The 4,221-nt window shown below is 64.7% G+C and carries 4 protein-coding genes and 1 pseudogene; 2 read left to right on the forward strand and 3 right to left on the reverse strand.

Annotated elements, in window-relative coordinates; genetic code table 11:
• Window positions 1-860: pseudogene (locus DYI24_RS22305) on the reverse strand (hypothetical protein); the annotation flags it as partial.
• Between the two features lie 454 nt (window positions 861-1,314).
• Between DYI24_RS22305 and DYI24_RS22310 the strand changes: the two are divergent.
• Window positions 1,315-2,181: a caspase family protein gene (locus tag DYI24_RS22310; protein WP_164573886.1), complete on the forward strand. Its 867-nt coding sequence runs from the start codon at window positions 1,315-1,317 to the stop codon at window positions 2,179-2,181.
• Between the two features lie 86 nt (window positions 2,182-2,267).
• Here DYI24_RS22310 and DYI24_RS22315 read toward each other — a convergent pair whose 3' ends face one another.
• Together DYI24_RS22315 and DYI24_RS22320 are read right to left on the reverse strand one after the other, a co-directional pair.
• A complete protein-coding gene (locus tag DYI24_RS22315) occupies window positions 2,268-3,026 on the reverse strand; it encodes a carbonic anhydrase (protein WP_107342972.1) in 759 nt (252 codons plus the stop codon).
• 86 nt (window positions 3,027-3,112) lie between these two features.
• Entirely contained in the window at window positions 3,113-3,739 is a 627-nt protein-coding gene (locus tag DYI24_RS22320) for a S24 family peptidase (RefSeq protein ID WP_041809462.1), read from the reverse strand.
• A gap of 336 nt (window positions 3,740-4,075) precedes the next feature.
• Here DYI24_RS22320 and DYI24_RS22325 point away from each other — a divergent pair.
• The coding region (locus DYI24_RS22325; protein WP_164573887.1) for a DUF952 domain-containing protein at window positions 4,076-4,221 on the forward strand (146 nt) is incomplete at its 3' end.

Below are 4,221 nucleotides of genomic sequence, written 5' to 3' on the forward strand. Positions count from 1 at the left end.
GGCGGCGGGGCCAGCGCGGTGATGGCTTCGAACGGTTCGCCCTCGGCCGTGCGGACTCGCTCGCGGCTAGTCTTGAGGCAAAACTCGGTCATGTCGGCGATCATCCGCCGCGCCGAGCGGGTGTCGTCGGGCGTACCGAGGCCGGAATCGATGAATCCGAGCAGTGCCTCGATGTAGAACGCATCGTAATAGGCTGAGCGATGCCGGATCTGCACCGGTGACCACATCGGCTCGGCGATCCCGCGCCAGCGCGGATTGATCACGCCTTCTGCCGGCGATCGGGCGATGAACACCCGCGCCAGATTGAACAGTAGCGTCGAATTCTTGTAGCTGCGCGAATTCAGCCCGTTCAGCGCTGCGAGGAAGGCGCTGCCGTCGAGATCCGCGTCGCCGATCAGGTTGAACGACGCATAGGCCGGCAGGAAGCCGTTGCGGCTCCAGGATTGCAGCAAATGATCGCCGCAGGCGCGGATCGCGCTGTCGATGTCGGCGAGCCGCGGCGTTTGCGCGGGCGCCACCCAGCTCGGCGGACGCGGGTGCTCCAGCCGGACGGTGTCGATCAACTCGGCGATCGGCGCGCCGATCGCAGCCCAATCCGGCTCGGCATCGTCGCGGGCGCTGATCAGGGCGTCGCGAACGGCGCGAAACCGCACCGGGTCGTGCAGCTCCGGCAGACCGGCCTTGCGCAGCAGCGGCCGCAGCGCCGGGTTGGCGAGTGCAGTCTTGTAGAATTTGGAGATGTGCGGATCGCCGTGCTTGTGACCGAGGAACACCGGATCGCACAGGTCGTACAGCGTCGGCGCTTGTTTCCGGGCGGTCAGCGCGCGGTACGCCGCGCCGGCCATCTTCAGCACATCCATGATCGTCTTCCGCGCGCTCTGACACGTTCGAGCCGACGAGGAATCGCATGGACGGACCGGGAATACAAACCCGCGGCCGTCGCCCGGCTGGCTCTCGTCGGATGGCGCGAGGCGTAGGACAGATTGCGGCGCCTGCCCAAGATGATTTTTGTCGCAGCAAGATCAGCCAAGAATTCGCGAGCGCTCCCGAGGCTTTTGTCCCGTCTGAACGGATCAAATCTCGATCGGCCGTCGCCCGGCCAAGATCACCGGAACCGGAACACCGTCGCCGTCGGCCGGTTCGACGCTCCGTAGTCCTGCTCGCTTGCCTGAACGTCCTGAACTGTTTAAGGGATTGTTATTGTGCGACGCCGCAAATTGAGCGCAATTCATACGCAAATGATCCGCTCATCCATGAACCTGAACGGCAGCGACGCGACGAATGCCTGCGCGCGCCGATAAGGACGATTTGACGATGGCAAACCGGCTGCATCGCTTTTCCCGGCGGACCCTCACGGTTGCTGCTGCCTTGGTGGCCGTGGTGTCGCTGGCGATCGGCGCGCATGCGGCGCTGTACAAGCGCCCGGTCGATACGGCGCGTGCCGCAGCCCCGACGGCCGTCGACGCGAAGGCGACCTCGTCGCGGTTGGCCCTGGTCATCGGCAATGCCCATTACCCCGATGCCGCTTCGCCGCTGCTGCAGCCGATCAACGATGCCCGTTTGCTCAGCGCCTCGCTGCGCCATGAAGGCTACGACGTCGACATGATCGAGGACGCCAGCCGCGACGACATCCTGCGCGCGGTCGCGCGGATCAAGGCCCGCGCGGCTAAGGACGCGACCGTGATGCTGTTCTTCGGCGGCTACGGAATTCAGTCCGGCCGCGACAACTACATGATTCCGGTCGACGCCAAGATCTGGACCGAAGCCGACGTGCGCCGCAGCGGCGTCAGTGTCGAGCAGGTGCTGGCGGAGATCAAGGCCGCCGGCGCTCACACCAATCTGGCGGTGCTCGACGCGTCACGCCGCAATCCCTATGAGCGCCGCTTCCGCGCCTATTCGCACGGGCTGGCGCCGATCCAGACGCCGGCCAATGCGCTGGTGCTGTCGTCGGCGACGCCGGGGCAGGTGGCGGACGACAATGACGCTCCCAACAGCATGGTGGTTGGGGAGCTGATCGGTTCGCTGTCGTCGCCGGCAAGCGCGGAAGCCGCTTTCGCCAAGGCGCGGCAGGCGGTGATCAAGGCGACCAATGGCGCCCAGGTGCCGTCGATGACTTCGTCGTTGGTCGCGGACGTGCCGCTGGTGCCGGTCGCCGACGCGACGCCCAATACCGGCGGCTGAGCGTTAGTCCGATATCTCTTCTGTGAAAACGAAAAGGCCTGACGCGGCGTCCGCGTCAGGCCTTCGTCGTTGAGAGTGTGTGCCGCTTAGTTGGACTGCAGCACGAAGCGGCGGTTGTCCTTCTGCACCGGGCGCGCGTTCATCGGATACAGCTTGGCGAACGCCGCAACGTCCTCGGCCGCGACGGTGATCGGATCGGTCAGCACCATCCAGTCGACGACCTCAGAGCACGGCGGCGTCGTCAGCGACCCTTCATAGCGGTAGTAACCGAGCTTGGCCGGCAGCAGCGCGTTCGGATTGATCCCAGCATCGGCCTTCACTGCCGGACCTTCGCTCTGCGGCATGGTCGCGACGATCTTGGCGAACGCCGCGTTGGCGGCGCCTTCCTGCATCAGCACGCCGACCACGCCGAGCGTGCCGGAGTCCATGCGGTGGACGAAGTGCACTTCCATCGGGAACGACTTGCCGTCGATCTGATGCTCGCTGGGACGGTGGAAGTGGAATTGCACCAGCTTGAAAGTCGCGCCGCCGAGCTTGAGCGTCGAGCCTTCGGCGACGTTGAGCTGGATGGTATGACCGTTGTTGATGATGGTATCGGCCGTATCGGCCCACTGCACCTGCAGCGGAAACAGATTGGCACTGACGGTCGAGCGGATATCGACCGGCGATTGCTGCACCCCGATCGAGCAGATCTGGTTGGCGGGATCGAGCTCGCCCCACTTGGCCGGGCCGCCTTCACCCTCATAGCCCCAATGGTGGGCGCCTTCGGCGGCAGCGCCGGCGGTGGCGCAAAGCGGACATAGAGCGAGGCCAGCAAAGGCCTTCAGGATATTGCGACGGTCCATCGACGTCTCCCGGGTTGATGCGCGGGAACTAGCATTGCCTGACGACGGAGCAAAGGGAAGTGGGACGAATGAACGACGCTTTCTGATTACTGACTGGCCCAGACGATTCGGCCGATCCATTCGATCTCTGACGGTGCCAGAGTCCGGTCGGGATGGCTGGGATTGAGAGAAGCCAGTTCGACCACCTTGGCGGTGCGCCGCTTCAACTCCTTCACCATCACTTCACCTTTGGTGGTTTTGACCACCACGCGGTCGCCGCGATGCACGGTGGCGCTCGGCGATACCACCACGATGTCGCCGCTGCGATACGCGGGCTTCATCGAATCGCCGGAGATTTCCAGCGCGTAAGCGTGCTCGTCGGTGATCGACGGCAGCCCGACTTCGTCCCAGCCCTTGCCGACCGGGAAGCCGCCATCGTCGAAATAACCGCCGGAGCCGGCCTGAGCGAGGCCGAGCAACGGGACCGACTGCACCACCCGCGGCCGATCGTGAATCAGTTGCACGAACGTATCGATCGCGGTGTTGGTGGCCTGCAGCGCCTTGGCGACTGATTCGGTCGAAGGCCAGCGCTCGCGGCCGTCATTGGTGATGCGCTTCGATTTGTTGAACGTCGTTGGGTCGAGGCCGGATTTCTTCGCGAGTCCCGAGGGGGAGAGGCCGGCGCGTTCGGCCAGCCGGTCGAGCGCAGTCCAGATCTGATCATGCGTCAGCATTTGCATCGGAAGGCACCCCGGACGCGCCGTCGGATCCGGCGCGAGAAACGGACTTACGACTAGGAATTATTGCCTTAATTAAAGGCGTTATGCAATCCCGTCCGGCGACAAAACCGCAAGCTCTTGCGAAGCCTCAGGACGGCCGATACGGTCGCCCGCACAGGTCCGGGATCGTCCGGGCAACCGAGGGTGTGCGGATCCGCTATGCCGGATTCGGCTTTGCCCTTCCGACGTGCGCAACTTATTGTTTGAGCGGATGTTTCGGTTGCCCGGGGAGTTGCGGGCCCGATTGCCGCCCGACCCAACAACCAGCCGCAACGACGGGAATTCGCGCCCTTGCGCACGATTTATAAGATCTGTGACGCGGCGGCCTGGCGCGGCGCCGAACAGGCCGGCCGCTACGGCGGCAGCGCCGACGACGCCCGCGACGGCTTCATTCATTTCTCGACCGCGCCGCAGCTCGCCGGGACACTTGCCAACCA

This window comes from Rhodopseudomonas sp. BR0C11 (assembly GCF_010820945.1).
In the GTDB taxonomy this organism is placed as follows: Bacteria; Pseudomonadota; Alphaproteobacteria; order Rhizobiales; family Xanthobacteraceae; genus Rhodopseudomonas; species Rhodopseudomonas palustris_H.

Bases quoted from the DNA above. Each gene is read 5' to 3' on its own strand.
- DYI24_RS22320 (WP_041809462.1), bottom strand. From the start codon at position 3,739: ATGCTGACGCATGATCAGATCTGGACTGCGCTCGACCGGCTGGCCGAA.
- DYI24_RS22315 (WP_107342972.1), bottom strand. From the start codon at position 3,026: ATGGACCGTCGCAATATCCTGAAGGCCTTTGCTGGCCTCGCTCTATGT.
- DYI24_RS22310 (WP_164573886.1), top strand. From the start codon at position 1,315: ATGGCAAACCGGCTGCATCGCTTTTCCCGGCGGACCCTCACGGTTGCT.